General features: G+C 28.3%; 16 protein-coding genes. 5 read left to right on the top strand and 11 right to left on the bottom strand.

Translation table 11 applies throughout. From position 1 onward, the window contains the following. The 6 genes from ACTTAW_RS01880 to polA are packed head-to-tail and all read right to left on the bottom strand — an operon-like array spanning window position 1 to window position 7,799. Window positions 1-942 (bottom strand): phosphotransferase, encoded by a 942-nt coding sequence (locus ACTTAW_RS01880; RefSeq protein ID WP_440650898.1) that lies wholly within the window; start codon window positions 940-942, stop codon window positions 1-3. Between the two features lie 12 nt (window positions 943-954). Continuing rightward, window positions 955-1,407, bottom strand: a complete 453-nt coding sequence (tsaE, locus tag ACTTAW_RS01875) for a tRNA (adenosine(37)-N6)-threonylcarbamoyltransferase complex ATPase subunit type 1 TsaE (RefSeq protein WP_440650897.1) — start codon at window positions 1,405-1,407, stop codon at window positions 955-957. Continuing rightward, on the bottom strand, window positions 1,391-2,677 hold the full coding sequence (ahcY, locus tag ACTTAW_RS01870; RefSeq protein ID WP_440650896.1) for an adenosylhomocysteinase: 1,287 nt from the start codon (window positions 2,675-2,677) through the stop codon (window positions 1,391-1,393). The genes tsaE and ahcY overlap by 17 nt, the downstream gene beginning before the upstream one ends. A gap of 42 nt (window positions 2,678-2,719) precedes the next feature. Further along, a complete protein-coding gene (locus ACTTAW_RS01865; RefSeq protein ID WP_440613725.1) occupies window positions 2,720-4,261 on the bottom strand; it encodes a sensor histidine kinase in 1,542 nt (513 codons plus the stop codon). Further along, on the bottom strand, window positions 4,261-4,968 hold the full coding sequence (locus tag ACTTAW_RS01860; RefSeq protein ID WP_440613724.1) for a response regulator transcription factor: 708 nt from the start codon (window positions 4,966-4,968) through the stop codon (window positions 4,261-4,263). The genes ACTTAW_RS01865 and ACTTAW_RS01860 overlap by 1 nt, the downstream gene beginning before the upstream one ends. A gap of 56 nt (window positions 4,969-5,024) precedes the next feature. Then, complete coding sequence (polA, locus tag ACTTAW_RS01855; protein WP_440650895.1) at window positions 5,025-7,799, bottom strand: DNA polymerase I; 2,775 nt, start codon at window positions 7,797-7,799, stop codon at window positions 5,025-5,027. A gap of 111 nt (window positions 7,800-7,910) precedes the next feature. On the opposite strand from polA, the gene ACTTAW_RS01850 reads away from it, so the two are divergent. Continuing rightward, complete coding sequence (locus ACTTAW_RS01850; RefSeq protein ID WP_440613722.1) at window positions 7,911-8,462, top strand: biotin transporter BioY; 552 nt, start codon at window positions 7,911-7,913, stop codon at window positions 8,460-8,462. On the opposite strand, the gene ACTTAW_RS01845 is transcribed toward ACTTAW_RS01850, so the two are convergent. Then, complete coding sequence (locus ACTTAW_RS01845) at window positions 8,455-9,018, bottom strand: ActR/PrrA/RegA family redox response regulator transcription factor (RefSeq protein ID WP_440613721.1); 564 nt, start codon at window positions 9,016-9,018, stop codon at window positions 8,455-8,457. The two genes, ACTTAW_RS01850 and ACTTAW_RS01845, sit on opposite strands and share 8 nt — an antisense overlap. Window positions 9,019-9,182: 164 nt before the next feature. Here ACTTAW_RS01845 and ACTTAW_RS01840 point away from each other — a divergent pair, with 164 nt between their 5' ends. Genes ACTTAW_RS01840 through speB form a run of 3 tightly spaced genes read left to right on the top strand, consistent with a single transcriptional unit; the run spans window position 9,183 to window position 12,288 of the window. Then, entirely contained in the window at window positions 9,183-10,367 is a 1,185-nt protein-coding gene (locus ACTTAW_RS01840; RefSeq protein WP_440650894.1) for a type III PLP-dependent enzyme, read from the top strand. Continuing rightward, window positions 10,367-11,410 (top strand): 1,9-bis(guanidino)-5-aza-nonane synthase, encoded by a 1,044-nt coding sequence (locus ACTTAW_RS01835; protein WP_440648278.1) that lies wholly within the window; start codon window positions 10,367-10,369, stop codon window positions 11,408-11,410. The genes ACTTAW_RS01840 and ACTTAW_RS01835 overlap by 1 nt, the downstream gene beginning before the upstream one ends. Before the next feature lie 2 nt (window positions 11,411-11,412). Then, window positions 11,413-12,288: an agmatinase gene (gene speB, locus ACTTAW_RS01830; protein ID WP_440650893.1), complete on the top strand. Its 876-nt coding sequence runs from the start codon at window positions 11,413-11,415 to the stop codon at window positions 12,286-12,288. On the opposite strand, the gene ACTTAW_RS01825 is transcribed toward speB, so the two are convergent. The 4 genes from ACTTAW_RS01825 to ACTTAW_RS01810 are packed head-to-tail and all read right to left on the bottom strand — an operon-like array spanning window position 12,285 to window position 15,817. Continuing rightward, complete coding sequence (locus tag ACTTAW_RS01825) at window positions 12,285-12,839, bottom strand: queuosine precursor transporter (RefSeq protein WP_440650892.1); 555 nt, start codon at window positions 12,837-12,839, stop codon at window positions 12,285-12,287. The two genes, speB and ACTTAW_RS01825, sit on opposite strands and share 4 nt — an antisense overlap. Further along, entirely contained in the window at window positions 12,839-13,150 is a 312-nt protein-coding gene (rpmB, locus tag ACTTAW_RS01820) for a 50S ribosomal protein L28 (protein WP_075506505.1), read from the bottom strand. The genes ACTTAW_RS01825 and rpmB overlap by 1 nt, the downstream gene beginning before the upstream one ends. Window positions 13,151-13,202: 52 nt before the next feature. Beyond that, window positions 13,203-14,255: a quinone-dependent dihydroorotate dehydrogenase gene (locus ACTTAW_RS01815; RefSeq protein ID WP_440650891.1), complete on the bottom strand. Its 1,053-nt coding sequence runs from the start codon at window positions 14,253-14,255 to the stop codon at window positions 13,203-13,205. Continuing rightward, the gene (locus tag ACTTAW_RS01810; protein ID WP_440650890.1) at window positions 14,255-15,817 is read right to left on the bottom strand and encodes a lysine--tRNA ligase; all 1,563 of its coding nucleotides are present in this window, start codon (window positions 15,815-15,817) and stop codon (window positions 14,255-14,257) included. The genes ACTTAW_RS01815 and ACTTAW_RS01810 overlap by 1 nt, the downstream gene beginning before the upstream one ends. Before the next feature lie 87 nt (window positions 15,818-15,904). Here ACTTAW_RS01810 and ACTTAW_RS01805 point away from each other — a divergent pair, with 87 nt between their 5' ends. Beyond that, window positions 15,905-17,344, top strand: a complete 1,440-nt coding sequence (locus ACTTAW_RS01805; protein ID WP_440650889.1) for a TrkH family potassium uptake protein — start codon at window positions 15,905-15,907, stop codon at window positions 17,342-17,344. Window positions 17,345-17,346 lie beyond the last annotated feature (2 nt).

Here is a 17,346-nt window from a genome sequence, read left to right as displayed (position 1 = left end):
TTAATTGATAAATTCTGAAAAATTATTTTTTAATAATAATTTTAAATCCTTAAAAATCTTATTCTGTTTCAATCTGTAATCTATCATTTCCCATGTATAGGGGATTAATTGAATATATTTTTTTTTATTATCTCTATAAGCGAGCCTTGTAAAAATTCCAATGATTTTTAAATTTCTTAGAACTGACAGTATTTCAAAGTCTTGTTTAAATTTTATTAAGTTAATTTTTTTATTGGTTTTTATATAATAATCAAAAATCTTTTTTTTTAATCTGTTATTAGTTTTAAATCTAACATCATCTATCAATGATGCTAAATCATAAGCTTTATTTCCAATAAGAGCGTCTTGATTGTCAATTAAACTAATTTGATTTTTAAAATACATTAAATTTGAAACATGAAAATCCCTATGTACAAAAGTAACGTTTTTATTATTAAGTTTAGATAATAATTTATTTATCTCGTTTTTAAATTTTTTTTTGAATAAAGATTTATTTTTATTTAATTTTTTTTCGACATACCAGTCGCTAAAAAGTTTTGCTTCATTATATAAAATTTTATTTTTATATAATTGAAGTTTATAATTTTGATTTAAGAAATTTTTTATCCTTTTAGTTTTTATACTTTGTAGTTTATTCAATATATGAATAATATTTTTAAAAAATGAATACTTATTTTTCTTTTTATTTTTTAAAATTTTAAATAATGAAACATTTCCAAAATCCTGAATTTCAATGAAGTTTTTTTTATAATTATGGCTAATCAGATTTGGTGCAGAAATTTTATTTTTCATTAAAATTTTGTTGACCGCATCATAAATTAATAAATTTTTCTTTTTTTCTTTTTTTGCATAAACAACTATAGAGTTATTTTTTTTACTTCTATAAAAAGTTCTAAATGATGCATCTCCTTTAATTTTTTGCAAATCTTTTGAAATTTTCATTATAGTCTATTCTTAATCAATGCCTGTGATTTCAACACTTCTATTATTTAGCTCATTTTCATAGTTAAATCTTAATACAATAATTTTTTCCTGAATATCTTTAACTAACTCTGGCCACTCAACAAAAGTAATTAAATTATTATCTTTTTCAAATATGTTTAGATCATTAGTATCTCTTTTATTTTTAATCCTAAATAAATCGTAATGTTTTATCTTCTTAGAACCTACATCATATTCATTTAATAAATTAAATGTTGGACTTGAGACTTCTGTAATTGGAAAATCTGAACTTTTTTGAAATTCATTAATCAAATATTTTATAAATGTAGTTTTGCCTACACCCATTTCACCATACAAAAATATAATTTCTCCACCTTGCAAAAAATTTTTAAAACTTTCTGCTAAAACTTTTGTTGTTTCTTCTGAACTTATATCGATCTTGCTATTTTTAATAGCGATAGGCATCTGGTTTGAATGGGCCTTCTGTTCCAACACTTATGTAATCAGCTTGGTCTTTTGATAATTTTGTTAATTTAGCCCCAACTTTTTTCAAATGTAATGTTGCTACTTTTTCATCTAAGTGCTTGGGTAAAACATAAACTTTATTTTCATAATTTTTATGATTATGCCAAAGTTCTATTTGAGCAATTACTTGATTGGTGAAAGATGCGCTCATTACAAAACTTGGGTGTCCAGTTGCACAACCTAAATTAACTAATCTTCCCTCAGCTAAAAGGATAATTCTTTTTCCACTTGGTAATTCAATTTCGTGTACTTGGGGCTTAACTTCTGTCCATTTGTAATTTTTCAATGCCTCAACTTGTATTTCATTATCAAAGTGTCCAATATTACATAATATAGCTCTATCTTTCATATCTCTCATATGATCAGCTGTAACTATATCTTTATTTCCAGTTGCTGTAACAACTATGTCTGCTCTACTAATAGCTTCTTCCATTAAAACTACTTCATAACCTTCCATAGCTGCCTGAAGTGCACAAATAGGATCTGCTTCAGTAACAAGAACTCTAGCACCACTTTGTCTTAAAGATGCGGCACTTCCTTTTCCAACGTCACCAAAACCAGCAACTATTGCAATTTTACCCGACATCATAACATCAGTAGCTCTTCTGATACCGTCAACTAAACTTTCTCTACATCCATATAAGTTATCAAATTTAGATTTCGTTACAGAGTCATTAACGTTTATTGCAGGAACTAATAGAGAATTATCTTTCTCCATTTTATTTAATGCTTTAATTCCAGTTGTAGTCTCCTCTGAAACACCTTTTATATCTTTCATTAAATCTTTGTATTCATTGTGCATGATGGCAGTTAAATCTCCCCCATCATCTAATAACATATTGGGTTTCCAGTCAGGTTTTCCAACTATTGTTTGTTTAATACACCATAAGTACTCTTCTTCTGTTTCACCTTTCCAAGCATAAACAGGAATCCCAGCTTTTGCTATTGCTGCTGCTGCGTGGTCTTGTGTAGAAAATATATTACAAGATGACCATCTTACTTCCGCTCCAAGGTCTACTAATGTCTCAATTAGGACTGCTGTTTGAATAGTCATATGAAGACATCCAATGATTCTAGCACCTTTTAAGGGTTTTTCTTTTGAATACTCTTCTCTTAATGCCATTAAACCTGGCATTTCGCTTTCTGCGATAGAAATTTCTTTTCTTCCAAATTCAGCTTGGGAAATATCTTTTACTTTAAAATCATCCATAGCGAGCTTTATACAGTTAAGTTCTATTTTATCAACTAAAGATTATAAACTAGGGAATTGTATTTCTATCAATGCTCCTTGCTTATCTAGCCTATTGGATGCTTCAATTTTTCCATCATGAAGATCAACTAAATTTTTTACAATATTTAAACCTAATCCTGAATGCTCACCAAAATTTTCTGGTCTGTTACTGTAAAAACGGTTAAAAATTTTTGAAGTATCTTTTTCTTTAAATCCTTGTCCTTCATCTAAAATTTTAACTATAACTTTTTTTTCTAATCCATTTGAAACATTCACAATTACCTCACTACCATCTTCACTAAATGAAATAGAATTATCCAATAAATTAGCAACGATTTGTTCAATCCTATTTTCTATTCCATTAATTAGATACTCTGACTTTCCATCATTTTGATAGTTTATACTTATATTTTTCTTGAATTTATAAATGTTGTTATAATCATCAACAACAGATTGGATAATTGGTTGTATATCTAATTTTTTCATTTGCTCTTTACTAAGAGCAACTTCATCTTTCAACATTTGTGAATAATCTGTAATTAATCTTTCAATTCTTTGAACGTCATGAGTAAGAATATCTAAAAGCTTAGTTCTTTGATTTATATCTTTTGTATCTTTTAAAATTTCCGATGCACTTTTTAAAGATGCTAGTGGATTTCTTATTTCATGAACTAAATCTGTTGAGAAATTTTCTGCATGAGAAATTCGTTTTTGTAATTCATTTGTCATATCCTCCATTGAATTTGATAATAATCCTAATTCATCATTTCTATTCTTCAAATTTTCAATTCCTGTTTTGCCAGCGTTTTTTTCTTTTACTTTGATCGTGTATCCAACTAGGTTTTGAATTGGTTTAATAAAATATCTGCTAAGTACAAAAGAAAAAATTAAAATTACAAAACCAACTGATATAGCTGTTCTAATTACAAATGCTCTTCTCTCATCTATAGCTGTCTTAATCTCATTGGCGTTCTCCGAGATAACTATAAAACCTAAATTATTTTCATCACTTTTTACATTTTTAACTGTTGTAACTTTAAATTGATTTAAATTATCTTCTGTAAAAGTATAAAAATTTCCATAGTTATCTGAATTATTATACCTCTCTAATAAATCTTTAAATGAAGCCTTTGTTTCATTATTTTGAGAAGAATTATTTTCTTTGTTTTCATCTTCATTGACTTCTTCACTCAAACTTTCAAATTCAATTTTATCTAATCGTGTTGAAAAAGATCGTGGATCAAGATCTAAAGTATCAGTATCACCAATTAATTCTAATTTATTATCAAAGAAAATGACTCTGTCTAAATTTTGAAAAATAAATCTTGTAGAAAATAAAAATTTTCTAATGTCATTTTCCTGAAATTTTATATTCAATCTTTTAATATTATCAGTCGTATTATTAATAATATTAATATGATCTTCAGATTTTTTTTTTAATAAACTTGGTTCAATATTAGTAAGATAAATAAGTGTAAATAAACCAATAATTGTAAATATTACAAAGTTTATAAATAGAAATTTTTTAAGAATAGAGAGAGTCTTTAAGTATTTACTAAACATCAGCTAACATTCCATCTATATCCACTACCATATCTAGTTTCAATAGCTGAAAAATCAGGATCTACTTTTTTGAATTTTTTTCTTATTCTTTTGACGTGACTATCAATAGTTCTATCTTCAATATCTGTATCTTCTCTGTAAGCAATGTCCATTAGTTGAGCTCTTTCTTTAATAATCCCAGGTCTTTTTGCCAATTCTTTAACAATCAAAAATTCAGTAGTTGTTAATTTATCTGGCAATTGTTTGCCATTCCACTCACACTCAAGCTGAGATGGATCAAGTTTTAATCTACCATGTGATATTAAGCTTTTATTTTCCTCTAATGTATTATTTGAGTCTTTTTTTCTTAATTGAACTCTTATTCTTTCAATCAAAACTTTAATTGAAAATCCTCCAGATTTTTTTACAAAATCATCTGCACCTAATTTTAATCCTAGCAACTCATCAATTTCATCATCTTTGGATGTTAAAAATATTACCGGCAGAGAAGTTTTTTTTCTTAATTTTTTAAGCAATTCTTCGCCATCCATTTTAGGCATTTTAATATCAATAACTGCTAAGTCAGGTGGCATTCTAGTAAGACCGATTAATGCACTCTCTCCATCAATATATGTTTGAACTTTGAAACCCTCTTTTTCTAAGGCAATACTAAGACTAGTTAGTATGTTTCTGTCATCATCAATTAGAGCTATAGTTTGTGTTTGCATTTTTATTTTTACATTTAAAAATATTAAATTGTTCTAAATTAGGCAATTGAATATAATTAGTGAAGCATTCCCCAATTATCACCAACATTTACATCAACTGTTAAAGGAGTAGAAAAGGAATGATAATCACTTTGAGTAACACTGGTCATCTCATTCTGTATTAACTTGACCATTGCCTTTTCCTCTTTTTTTGGGACTTCAAAAATAAGCTCGTCGTGTATTTGAAGAAGTATTTTTGATTTCAAATTTTTTTCTTCATTCAATTTTTTGTATAATCTGATCATTGCTAACCTCATAACTTCAGATGCTGACCCTTGTATTGGAGCATTAATTGCTGCTCTCTCTTGAAAATTTCTTACATTAAAATTTTTATCATTTATTCCATTAAAATGAGATCTTCTTCCGAATATATTATTTACATAGCCACTTTTTCTACAAAACTTAATTGTGCTATCCATATAAACTTTAATTTCAGGAAATTTAGCAAAATAAGCATTAAGAAATTCTTCTGCTTCATAATTAGAAACATTTATTTGTTTGGCTAAACCATATTGAGAAATTCCGTAAATTATTCCAAAGTTTATTGCTTTAGCCTTCCTTCTGTGGTCTTGATTTACCTTTTTGATATCAATATTAAATATTTGGCTAGCTGTTAATGAGTGAATATCCTCGTTATTGTTAAAAGCTTTTTTAAGTTCTTTAACATCTGCAAGATCTGCTAAAATTCTCATCTCAATTTGATTATAATCCGCGGATATTAATAGATGATCTTTTTTAGCCTTAAACGCTTTTCTTATATCTTTTCCATCTTCAGATTTAATTGGAATATTTTGCAAATTTGGATCACTTGAAGCTAATCTGCCTGTTGTTGTTGCTGCCAATAAAAAAGATGTGTGAACCCTCTTTGTATTTGGATTAATATGCTCTGGCAAAGCGTCAGAGTAAGTATTTTTTAATTTTGAAACCTGTCTCCAATCTAATACTAATTTTGGAAATTCATGACCTTTGAAGGCTAAATCTTCTAAAACACTTGCACTTGTTGCAAAACTTCCCTTTTTTGTTTTTTTTGTCCCTGCAATCTTAAGATCATTATAAATAATTTCTCCTAATTGTTTTGGTGAAGCAATGTTAAATTCTTTCTTAGAAATCTTGAAAACTTCTTTTTCAATTTTTTTAATTTTTTTATCAAATTTAGAGGAAAGAGAATTTAAAAATTTACTATCTACTTCAACACCTTCGATTTCCATAAATGCAAGTATTTTAATTAGTGGTTTTTCAAAAATCTCATAGATATTAAATAATTTTTCAGATTTTAAACTTTTGATAAATTTTTTATATAACCTGAAAGTAACGTCTGCATCTTCTGCTGCGTAATTTTTTGCTGTTTCTAATTCTACCTCACTAAAATTTATTTCTTTTTTGCCAGTACCAACAATTTCTTTAAATGAAATTGTTTTATGTCCAAGATGGATATCCGAAAGGGTGTCCATGTTATGTCTGTTCTTTCCAGCATCTAATACATAAGACATAAGCATAGTATCTTCCATTGACGAAAGTGAAATGCCAAGTTTGTAGAAAACTATAAAATCAAATTTAATATTTTGACCAATTTTTTTAACACTTGGGTCCTCTAATAAATTTTTTAATTTATTGATAACGCTATCTTTATTTAAACAATCCTTAGATTTATGACCAACTGGGATGTAACAAGCTTTTCCAATTTTTGAACAAAGTGAAATTCCAACTAAATCAGCCTGATGGGGGTCCAACGAACTTGTCTCTGTATCGACAGCAACTTCCCCTGCTTCCTCAGCTTCTTCTATCCACTCATCAATTTCATTAATATCTGTAATTAGATGATAATCTTTATTGCTTATTGGTTTTTGTTTTTCAGTAGATTTTAAATTATTTTCAGATCCAGATAACTTTGGTTCCCCATAAGCTGAAATTGCAGAACTTAACAATCTATTAAATTCCATTTCTCTTAAAAATTTATAAAGTTTATCTTTATCAACCTCTTTGAGTTTAAATTCTGTTAAGTTTTTATTTACTGGAGACTTATTATCTAGAGTTACAAGTTTTTTACTAATTAAAGCTTTATCTTTATTCTCTATTAAAGTTTCTCTTCTTTTGTTCTGTTTAATTTCATGGGCAGAGTCTAATAATTTTTCTAGAGTACCATATTTATTAATTAATTCTGCGGCTGTTTTAACTCCTATTCCTGGAACACCAGGTACGTTGTCACTACTATCGCCTGCTAAAGATTGAACATCTATAACTTTTGAAGCATCAACACCAAACTTTTTAATCACATCGTCCTCTGTGATAAATTTATTTTTCATAGGGTCAAAAATTCGAACACCTTTTTTATAAAGTTGCATTAAATCTTTATCTGATGAAACGATTGTAACTTTAGCCCCTTTTTTGAGTATTTGATCAACATATGTGGCTATGAGATCGTCAGCTTCATAGTTTGGCAAATCTACAGAAGGTAAATTAAACGCTAAAACTGATTTTCTAATATACTCAAACTGAGGTGCTAGATCATCTGGGGCTTCTGATCGATTAGCTTTATAATCACTATAAATTTCATTTCTGAAAGTCTTTCTGGCAGAATCAAAAATTACAGCAAAATGTGTTGGTTTTTGTAAATTTTGATCAGATTTTGAATCCTCTAACAATTTAAACAACATGCTACAAAATCCACTTACAGCACCTGTGGGTAGTCCATCACTTTTTCTAGTCAATGGTGGTAAAGCATAATAAGCTCTAAAAATATAACCAGAGCCATCAATTAAATAAAAATGATCTGTTTTTTGTATTTTATCCATGAAGATTAACAAATATTACATTGCTAACAATTTCTGTATATAAAAAAATAAATTTAAACCTTTAAGCTAATATAGCTAGATTATTTTTTATATTTTGAGTATTATTTTACTATGGAACTTACAAAAAACTTAACACAAACAAAAATCATAAAATCTTTGTTAGCTGTGATTCTGGGTTCAATTGCTTTAACTATATCTGCAAAAATTAAAATTCCATTTTATCCAGTTCCAATGACAATGCAGACATTTGTTGTTTTATTCTTAGGTGTAAGCCTAGGTTATAAAATTGGATTAGCTTCTGTAGGTTTATATTTATTAGAGGGGATTGCGGGATTACCTGTATTTTCAAACTCTCCAGAAAAAGGAATTGGTATAGTCTATTTTACTGGCCCAACGATGGGCTATTTAATTGGTTTTTTAACTGCTTGTTATTTAGCCTCAAAAATTAATACAAAAGATAGTTTTATAATTATTCTAACTAAATTAGTTATTGCAACATCTACAATCTATATCTTGGGTTTAATATGGCTGGGTACTCTGATTGGTTGGGATAAACCAATATTTTCACTTGGTGCAAAACCATTTTTATTAGCAGAACTATTTAAAATTATTATTTTAGCTTTAGCCGCTAAACAAATAATTAAAATAAGAAATATTATCTAGGGGATCTTTTAGATAGAATTCTTTGAAGAGTTCTTCTGTGCATCTTCAATCTTCGAGCTGTTTCAGAAACATTCCTATTACATAATTCAAATACTCTATGAATATGTTCCCATTTAACTCTATCTGCTGACATTGGATTTTCTGGTGGTGCAGCCTTTTTAGCTGGATCTGCCAACAATGCTTTTTCTACATCTTCTGCATCTGCTGGTTTTGCTAAGTAATCAATTGCACCTTCTTTAATAGCTGCAACTGCAGTGGGAATATTTCCATAACCCGTGAGCATTATAATTCTACTATCATTATTAGAAGATTGAATCTCCTTAACGACCTCAAGGCCATTACCGTCTCCAAGTCTTAAGTCCACAACTGCAAAACCTGGTTTTTTACTTTTAACGGATTCAACTCCCTTTTGTACACTCTCAGCTTGAAAAACTTCAAAACCTTTTTTTTCCATAGCTCTTGCCAATCTTTCTCTAAAAGGATTGTCATCATCTACTATTAAAAGCGACTTATTTTCGAAATCGCTTAGATTTTGTAATTTGGCTTCGTTTTTCATCAGCCTTATATGGGGTCAAAATCTGATATTACAATATATGAAAATTGCGCAAATCAGCCTTGAATTATTTGCTTTACATTGCCTGTGTTTACATTATATGGCTCAAATTATTAAAGTTTTATTAAAAACTTTTTTTTATTAAATTTTTTTTGGAGGCATATGAAATGCAAAAATTTAAGTCAGTTGAAGAACTTATAAATCAACTGAAACCTGAAAAGCCTGTTTATTGTATTAGGAAGAAATCCATAGAGTCTTCGGTTAAATTTTTCTTAGATAAGTTCCCTGGAAAAATTTTATATGCAGTTAAAACAAACCCACATCCCGAAGTTATTCAAACAATTTTAAACACAGGTGTAAACCAATTTGATGTTGCCTCAATTGAAGAAATTAAAGCTATAAGAAAACTTACTCAAAATGCAAAATGTTCTTATATGCATACTGTAAAAAGTAGAGAAAGTATCAAAGAGGCCTATTTTAATTATGGTGTAAAAACTTTCTCATTAGACACAAAAGAAGAGTTAATCAAAATTATTGAAAGTACAAATAATGCAAAAGATTTAGAATTATTTGTAAGAGTTGCTGTTTCAAATGAGCATGCTGAAATTGATTTATCTAAAAAATTTGGAGCACTAACATCTGAAGCTATAGGATTACTAAGATTAGTAAAACAATATGCAAAAAAAATTGGATTAAGTTTCCATGTTGGATCGCAGTGTATGCATCCAATTTCATATGCTAAAGGTATAAATGAGATTGGAAATATAATTAAAAAAACAAAAATAATCCCTGATACAATAAATGTTGGTGGAGGATTTCCAACAATTTATCCAGATTTAATTCCGCAATCATTAGATGAATACTTCAATGAAATTAAAAAAAGTTTGTCTAATTTAATGTTAGAGAAGTTGCCGGAGATAATTTGTGAACCAGGAAGAGCATTAGTTGCGGAAAGTGGTTCAACAATAGTTAAAGTTAATTTAAGAAAAAAACAAAAACTTTATATAAACGATGGAACATATGGAACCCTATTTGATGCAGGAACACCTAACATAGTTTATCCATCTAAAATGATTAAAGAAAATTCAAATAAAATAATTTCAAAAAAATTGACTGCTTTTGATTTCTTTGGTCCTACTTGTGATAGCATGGATTATATGAAAGGACCTTTTCTATTACCAAATAATATTAAGGAAAATGATTACATAGAGCTTGGTCAACTTGGAGCATATGGATTAACTTTTAGAACACAATTCAATGGTTACTATTCAGATGAAATTTATGAAGTTGAAGATAAACCAATAATGTCAATGTATGAAAAAGACGTTAACAGCGCTCATATGGTTGCTTAATGTCAGACCAAAAAAATCCAGGACATAACAGTAAAAGAGATTTTTTAAAAAATCCTGTCGAACATATAGATATTACTTCATTTGACTCTAGAACAATTATTTCTTCAATGGAGAAAATGTCATTTGTATCTAGAGAAACTGCAAATGCAGCGAACATTTACAACGAAATGCTTAAAGATAAGGAATGTACAATTTTTCTTACTTTAGCAGGATCAACATCTGCAGCAGGATGTATGAATATTTATAAAGATCTTGTTAAATACAATATGGTTGATGCCATTGTAGCAACAGGGGCATCAATTGTAGATATGGATTTTTTTGAAGCTCTTGGATTTAAACATTATCAGGGATCTCAATTTCAAGATGATACAGAATTAAGAGACAACTATATTGATAGAATTTACGACACGTATATCGATGAAGAAGAGCTTCAAATGTGTGATAAAATTATTTGTGAAATTGCAGATACTTTAGAACCAAGAAGTTATACTTCGAGAGAGTTTATTTTAGAAATGGGAAAATATTTAAAAAAAAATTCAAAAAAGAAAGACTCTTTAATTGAAACAGCTTACGATAATAATGTTCCAATTTTTTGTCCAGCTTTCACAGATTCAAGTGCAGGTTTTGGTCTTGTAATGCATCAAGAAAAAAATCCTAAAAAACATATGACTATAGACTCAGTTAGAGAATTTAGAGAACTAACGGAAATTAAAATCAAATCAAAAGGTTCTGGTTTATTTATGATTGGTGGAGGAGTTCCTAAAAATTTTATTCAAGACACTGTTATTTGTGCTGAGCTTCTTGGTAAAAATGTAGATATGCATAAATATGCTGTACAAATTACAGTTGCTGATAGTAGAGATGGTGCGTGTAGTAGTTCTACTTTAAAAGAAGCAAGTTCTTGGGGTAAAGTGGATATCACTAAAGAACAAATGGTATTTGCTGAAGCAACAAGTGTATTGCCATTAATAGCTAGCGATGCTTACCATAAAGGTGAGTGGAAAAATAGAGAACGAAAAAACTTCTCAAAAATATTTATATAAAATTGAAATACTTATCAAACAAACATGGTTTCTTAGGAATTGATAATACATTCAACTTCAAAGAAAAAGTAGTAGTCGTTCCATTTGGACTTGAAAAAACAGTTAGTTATGGCGGTGGAACAAAAAATGGACCAAAAGAAATTATCAAAGCTTCTCACCAAGTTGAACTTTATGATGAGGAACTAAATTGTGAACCTTACAAAAAAATAGGTATCAAGACATTAAAACCATTCAAAATTGATAAAAATATCAAAGTAGCATTAAATAAAATTTCTAATATCAATGGGGAAATTTTAGATAAAAAACTATTTCCAATGACTTTTGGTGGTGAACATTCAATTACACCAGGGTGCATTGTTCCTTTTACAAAGAAATATAAAAATATTTGTCTTTTACATTTCGATGCACATGCAGATTTACGTGAAAGTTATAATGGTGAAAAATTTTCACATGCATCTGCAATAAGGAGATGTTTAGATTATAAAAATGTGTCTTTGATCTCTTTTGGAATTAGAAATATATCAGAAAGTGAAATTCCATTTTTGAAAAAAAATTCAAATAGAATAGATATCTTCTGGGCAAAAGATAAAAAAAAATGGAATTTAAATAAATTTAAAAAATTAATAAAAAATAAGACTGTTTACTTAACGTTTGATGTCGACGGATTAGATTCAAGTATTATGCCTGCTACCGGAACACCTGAACCAGGTGGATTGTTGTGGGACGAGACATTAGAGATAATTAGAATTGCAGCAAAAAATTCAAATATAGTTGGAGCTGACATTAATGAACTTTCTCCAATTAAAGGATTCAACTCCTATAATTTTCTTGTTGCTAAATTAGCTTATAAAATTTTATCTTATAAATTTTTATATTAGACTTTAATTGGCTTAAATATTTTTAATAACATTCTAAATGGTATTAACATTATTAGTGCTACTAGCAACTTAACAGCTAAATCACCTAAGGACAAAGTTACCCAAGGAACTACTGTTCCATAAAATGATATTGAGAAAAATAAAAAAGTATCAATAGTTGAACCAATTAATGATGAAGTTAGAGGTGCAACAAACCACTGTTTTTTTCTTAAACGATCAAATATTTGAATATCTAGCAATTGGGCTGCAAGGAAAGCAACTCCAGATCCAACTGCAATTCTAATGGATATTAAATCATCGAAGTTTGTTGAAAAAAATAAAGTAAAAATAATTCCTAAAAAAAAACCAAAATAAACTATTTTTCTCGCAATTATCTTTCCATAAGATCTATTTGCTAAATCAGTTATCAAAAAAGCTACTGGATAACTAAAAGCTCCATAAGTAAGAATTTCATTTAATCCATAATAATTTATTGGAAATTGAACAAGATAGTTTGAGGATAAAACAACCACACCCATCATTAAAGATAGGCTGATAAAAAATTTATTCATTAAGCTGATTTAGCTACTGGCTTTTTTTTATATGGTGATTTTAATAAAATAACTTTTTTAAGTTTTTTTAATCTTGGTGATATATTTTTATTTTTGACAGTTTTTAAGAATTCGTCAAAACTTCCTTTTTTATCAACTGATCTTACTCCTGAATTACTAACTGTTAGTTTTAAACTTCTTCCAGCAAGCTCACTTGTAAATTTTACTTTTTTTAAATTGGGTAAAAATCTTCTTTTAGTCTTATTGTTAGCATGACTAACATTATGACCCTTCATAGGAATTTTACCAGTTAGTTCGCATTTTTTTGACATAATTTCAGTGCCTATATAAGGGGAGATATTAAGGGCGTCAAGTTTATTAAAATTAAGAAAGAGTTTTATTTCCAACGATTTCTGAAATATTTTTCACTCCATCTCTAAGAAGTAATTCTTTTAGCTCTTTTTTAATGTTTGCAGCAATGTTGGGTCCCTGAAATACCATACCGGTATATAGCTGAATATAGTCTGCCCCTGACAAAAATTTATCATGTGCAGACTTCCCAGAGTCAATACCACCCACCCCAATTATTTTAATTCTACCATTTAACAATTTAAAGAATTGATTAATAAGTAAATTTGATTTTTGTTCAATTGGCTTTCCTGACAAGCCTCCTTTTTGGTGTCGTTGAATATTTTTTAAATCATCTCTAGTACTTTCTGATGTATTTGAAATAATTATTGCAGATATATCATTTTCTAAAAGAATCTCTGATATTAATTCTATTTGCTTTAAATCAATATCTGGAGAAATTTTAACTACGATTGGAGTATTTATTTTCAGTTCATTTTTTTTATCTTTGATTGATTTTAATAATTCATTTAATTTATTTTCATCATGAAAATTTCTTAAATTTTCAGTATTCGGAGAAGAAATATTAATTGTAATATAATCAGCAACTTCATGAAATTTTTCTAATCCAATTAAATAATCATTCAATCGATTATCAGAGTCTTTATTTGGTCCAACATTTACTCCTAGTATTCCATTTTTTTTATTTGATTTTATTCTATTTAAAATAGTTTCAGATCCTTGATTGTTGAATCCCAATCTATTAATTAACGCTTGATCTTCAACTAATCTAAATACTCTTGGCTTTTCGTTACCATATTGTTTTAAAGGAGTAATGGTTCCAACTTCAACAAAACCAAATCCTAATTTAAACAAAGGATTGTAAACTTCTGCATTTTTGTCAAAACCAGCAGCTATTCCTATTGGATTGCTTAAATCTTTGCCAAATATTTGTGTTCTAAAAATAGGATCATTTTTATTTTCATCAAATACATTTGATACTAAATTAAATTTTAAAGATTGAATTGCTAGAGTATGCGCTTTTTCTGGATCTAATTTAAAAATTAAAGATCTTAAATTTGAATACATTATTTGAGTTTACTCATTATAAGGTCTTTTGTTTCATTAACACCAAAAAAACTTATAAAAAATCCCATTCTTGGTCCATTTTCATCACCAAAAACCACCTCATAAATAAGTTTAAACCAATCTCTTAAATTTTCAGCATAACCATTTTCTTTTCCAGTAGAATAAATCAAAGTTTGAATTTCCTCTGGTGACATCTGATCATTGCATTTTGCTAAAGTTGAAATTAAAGCTTCAAGAGCTTTTTTTTCATCTTCAGAAGGTGTTTTGTATTTTTTTTGAGACTTAATTACATCATTAAAATATTTAATTGCGTAACCTACTAATCCATCAAAAATAGGAAAATTAGTTTCTTGAATATTGGGTTTGTATTTTTTTACAAATTTCCATAATAAATCTTTATTATCTGCATTACTTGTTTCGACTAAATTTAATAACATTGAAAAACTCATAATCATGTCTTCTTTTGGAATGCTCCCATTGTGGACATGCCACACTGGATTCATTACTAATTGCTGCTCAGTCTGTTTTTTAGATTTTTCAATGTTATCCAAATATTCATCTACTGCTTTTGGAACTATTTCTTTATAAAGTTTTTTAGCTCTTTTTGGATTTTGATACATATATAGAGATAAACTTTCTGGTGAAGCATACTTCAACCATTGATCAATAGTTATACCATTACCTTTAGATTTTGAAATTTTCTCACCTTTTTCATCTAAAAAAAGTTCATATGCAAATCCTGATGGATTCTTTTTACCTAACAAATTAATGATTTTTGTAGATAAAATTGCACTTTCAATCAAATCCTTACCATACATTTCAAAATCAACATCTAAAGCAAACCATCTCATTGCCCAATCTACTTTCCATTGTAATTTACAATTCCCGTCTAAAATACTGCTCTCTAATTTTTTACCTTTATTATCGAATATTATTTTAGAATTAGACTGATCAATTTCTATAACAGGTATCTCCAAAACATGACCTTTGTCAGGACATACTGGTAAAAAAGGACTGTATGTTTTTTGTCTTTCTTTCCCAAGTGTTGGTAAAATAATATTCATTATTCCTTCATAATTTTCTAAAATGATTTTCAAAGTAGGATTAAAAAAACCTGCCTTGTACAAAGATGTGGAACTTTTAAAATTATATTTAAAATTAAAACTGTTTAAAAAATCCTTTAGCATTTCATTATTATGTTCTCCAAAACTATTAAATTTTTGGAAAGGATCAGGTACTTGCGTTAAAGGTTTGTGAAGGTTTTGTTGCAACAATTCTTGGTTAGGAACATTATCTGGAACTTTTCTTAAGCCATCCATGTCATCTGAAAATGTAATAATTTCTGTTGGTAAATCTGTGAGTTGATTAAGTGCATTAACCATCATTGAAGTTCGTGCAACTTCTCCGAAAGTTCCTATATGAGGTAATCCACTTGGACCATATCCTGTTTGGAGAGTAATCTTACCTTTTTTTTCAATAAAAGCTTTTCTTTCACGAAGCATTTTTTTAGCTTCAACAAAAGGCCAAGCACTTGTCTTTTCTAGGACATCTTTTTTAATCATGAATTGCTCTTTTTAACCTTAAACTAGTGATTATATTAATTCTTATAGAGTTGAAATTTATTTACCATAAAATATTGTTCTTTCAAAATGTCTAATTACAAAACTGTTTTTTTTACGCTTGGAATTCTGCAAATAATATTGGGTGTATCAATGTTCATCCCAATTATAGTACAATTCATTTACTCAGAGATAGACTCATCTTTCTTTGGCTCATCTATTGTAACCATAATCTTTGGAACTTTATTTTTTTTATCAAATTTAGATCACGATAAAAAACTTAATCTACAACAAGCTTTCTTATTAACTGCCCTATCTTGGATTAGTATTGCAGTATTTGGATCTTTACCGTTTGTATTCTCTAGTATTGAACTTTCAATTACAGACTCTTTTTTTGAAAGTATGTCGGGAATTACTACAACTGGATCTACAATAATCTCAGATTTAGAGAACGCACCAAAGGGTCTTCTTTTATGGAGAGCCATTTTACAATGGCTAGGTGGAATTGGAATAATTGTAATGGCGATTACTTTAATGCCTATAATGAATGTTGGAGGTATGCAATTATTTAAAATTTCAAGTAATGACTCTTCAGAAAAAATACTCCCTAAGTCAAAAGAAATAGCACTTAGATTAATTTATATTTACTCAGGATTAACAAGCCTTTGTGCAATCACTTATTGGATATTTGGTATGAGTAAATTTGACAGCATAACCCATTCAATGACTACAATCGCTACGGGAGGCTTTTCTAACTACAACGAGTCAATTGGATACTTTAATAGTTTACCAATTGAAGTTTCATCAATGTTTTTTATTATATTGGGAAGCATTCCTTTTATTGTTTATATTAAATTTATAAGTGGAAACAGAAAAATTTTTTTAAATGATATTCAAATCAAAACTTTTTTAAAAATTATAATATTCACTGTTATTATTTTATCTATTTACTTATTATTTTCTAACCAAGAAAACTTTAGTTTAAGATCAATATTTTTTAATACTATATCAATCCTGAGTGGTACTGGTTATGTAAATGCAGAATTTGATAGATGGGGTAGTTTTCCTATAACCCTGTTTCTTGCACTGATGTTTATAGGTGGATGTGCAGGATCTACAGCTTGTGGTGTAAAAATATTTAGAATTCAAATTCTTTATCTATTTATTCTAAACCAATTAAAAAAAATAATTTATCCTAAAGGAGTATTTGTAATTAAGTATGATCAAAATGCAGTTGATGAAAAGTTTATAGCTTCAATTATTTCATTTATTTATTTTTATATCGTAATATTTTTCATTCTTACTGCATTGTTATCATTAACTGGTTTAGATTTTATTACAGCTATCTCGGGTGCCGCTACATCTATTTCAAATGTTGGACCTGGTCTTGGTCCAATAATTGGCCCCAATGGAGATTTTTCTTCATTACCAGATCTTTCTAAATGGATTTTAACAGTTGGTATGATTTTGGGTAGACTTGAGCTATTTGCAATATTAGTATTATTTTTACCATCATTTTGGAAAAATTAATT

The sequence above is a fragment of the Candidatus Pelagibacter sp. HIMB1495 genome, assembly GCF_052047955.1.
Lineage (GTDB): Bacteria > Pseudomonadota > Alphaproteobacteria > Pelagibacterales > Pelagibacteraceae > Pelagibacter.
The sequence above is the reverse complement of the archived record's forward strand: the minus strand, read 5'-3'. Positions and strand labels throughout refer to the sequence as shown.

What these genes read in the sequence shown, in the direction of transcription:
- ACTTAW_RS01880 (WP_440650898.1), bottom strand. Translation starts at nt 942, where the DNA reads ATGAAAATTTCAAAAGATTTGCAAAAAATTAAAGGAGATGCATCATTT.
- tsaE (WP_440650897.1), bottom strand. Translation starts at nt 1,407, where the DNA reads ATGCCTATCGCTATTAAAAATAGCAAGATCGATATAAGTTCAGAAGAA.
- ahcY (WP_440650896.1), bottom strand. Translation starts at nt 2,677, where the DNA reads ATGGATGATTTTAAAGTAAAAGATATTTCCCAAGCTGAATTTGGAAGA.
- ACTTAW_RS01865 (WP_440613725.1), bottom strand. Translation starts at nt 4,261, where the DNA reads ATGTTTAGTAAATACTTAAAGACTCTCTCTATTCTTAAAAAATTTCTA.
- ACTTAW_RS01860 (WP_440613724.1), bottom strand. Translation starts at nt 4,968, where the DNA reads ATGCAAACACAAACTATAGCTCTAATTGATGATGACAGAAACATACTA.
- polA (WP_440650895.1), bottom strand. Translation starts at nt 7,799, where the DNA reads ATGGATAAAATACAAAAAACAGATCATTTTTATTTAATTGATGGCTCT.
- ACTTAW_RS01850 (WP_440613722.1), top strand. Translation starts at nt 7,911, where the DNA reads ATGGAACTTACAAAAAACTTAACACAAACAAAAATCATAAAATCTTTG.
- ACTTAW_RS01845 (WP_440613721.1), bottom strand. Translation starts at nt 9,018, where the DNA reads ATGAAAAACGAAGCCAAATTACAAAATCTAAGCGATTTCGAAAATAAG.
- ACTTAW_RS01840 (WP_440650894.1), top strand. Translation starts at nt 9,183, where the DNA reads ATGCAAAAATTTAAGTCAGTTGAAGAACTTATAAATCAACTGAAACCT.
- ACTTAW_RS01835 (WP_440648278.1), top strand. Translation starts at nt 10,367, where the DNA reads ATGTCAGACCAAAAAAATCCAGGACATAACAGTAAAAGAGATTTTTTA.
- ACTTAW_RS01825 (WP_440650892.1), bottom strand. Translation starts at nt 12,839, where the DNA reads ATGAATAAATTTTTTATCAGCCTATCTTTAATGATGGGTGTGGTTGTT.
- rpmB (WP_075506505.1), bottom strand. Translation starts at nt 13,150, where the DNA reads ATGTCAAAAAAATGCGAACTAACTGGTAAAATTCCTATGAAGGGTCAT.
- ACTTAW_RS01815 (WP_440650891.1), bottom strand. Translation starts at nt 14,255, where the DNA reads ATGTATTCAAATTTAAGATCTTTAATTTTTAAATTAGATCCAGAAAAA.
- ACTTAW_RS01810 (WP_440650890.1), bottom strand. Translation starts at nt 15,817, where the DNA reads ATGATTAAAAAAGATGTCCTAGAAAAGACAAGTGCTTGGCCTTTTGTT.
- ACTTAW_RS01805 (WP_440650889.1), top strand. Translation starts at nt 15,905, where the DNA reads ATGTCTAATTACAAAACTGTTTTTTTTACGCTTGGAATTCTGCAAATA.